Annotated in this window: 1 pseudogene; it reads right to left on the bottom strand. The window is 47.4% G+C overall.

Annotated features, from left to right (window positions below):
• Nucleotides 1-568: pseudogene (locus tag ACWHAR_RS30415) on the bottom strand (ThiF family adenylyltransferase); the annotation flags it as partial.

The following is a 568-nucleotide window of genomic DNA, read 5'->3' on the forward strand; positions in this document are numbered from 1 at the left end:
TCATAGTACAGCAGCTTTTGGTGTGTTCCAATCCTGAAGATAAGGATATACCGCATTTGCTCCGCAAGATGGGCATTCCTCACGGCGTACATGATTAACGTTAATCTTCATATGCGAATTGTTCCAGACATCAAATGTCACAAAACCCCGCTGTATTGCTTCTATTTGGCCGGTTAACAGCTTTAATGCCTCAGCCTGCTGATATGCTGAAACGATATGCACAGCAGGCGGAATAATGCCGGCAGTATCACACGTCGCCCCGCCAACAGGAATTTGCTCAAACAAACAAGACAGACAAGGGGTTTCTCCGGGAATGACAGTCATGAACATTCCCTGGCTGCTTACACAGGCGCCATAGACCCAAGGTGTCTTTGTTTTCTGGGCAAGATCGTTTATCAGCATGCGGGTTTCAAAATTATCTGTCGCGTCGATCACGACATCTGCTTTTTCAATCAGCGGCTCAAGCGTTTCGGCTGTTCCTTCGGTAACATACGCCTCAATATGTATCTCGCTGTTAATCGCTGATAGATGCTCTTTGGCAGCCATGGCTTTCGGCATGCGGAGTTTG

The organism is Bacillus sp. LR--39 (genome assembly GCF_053613335.1).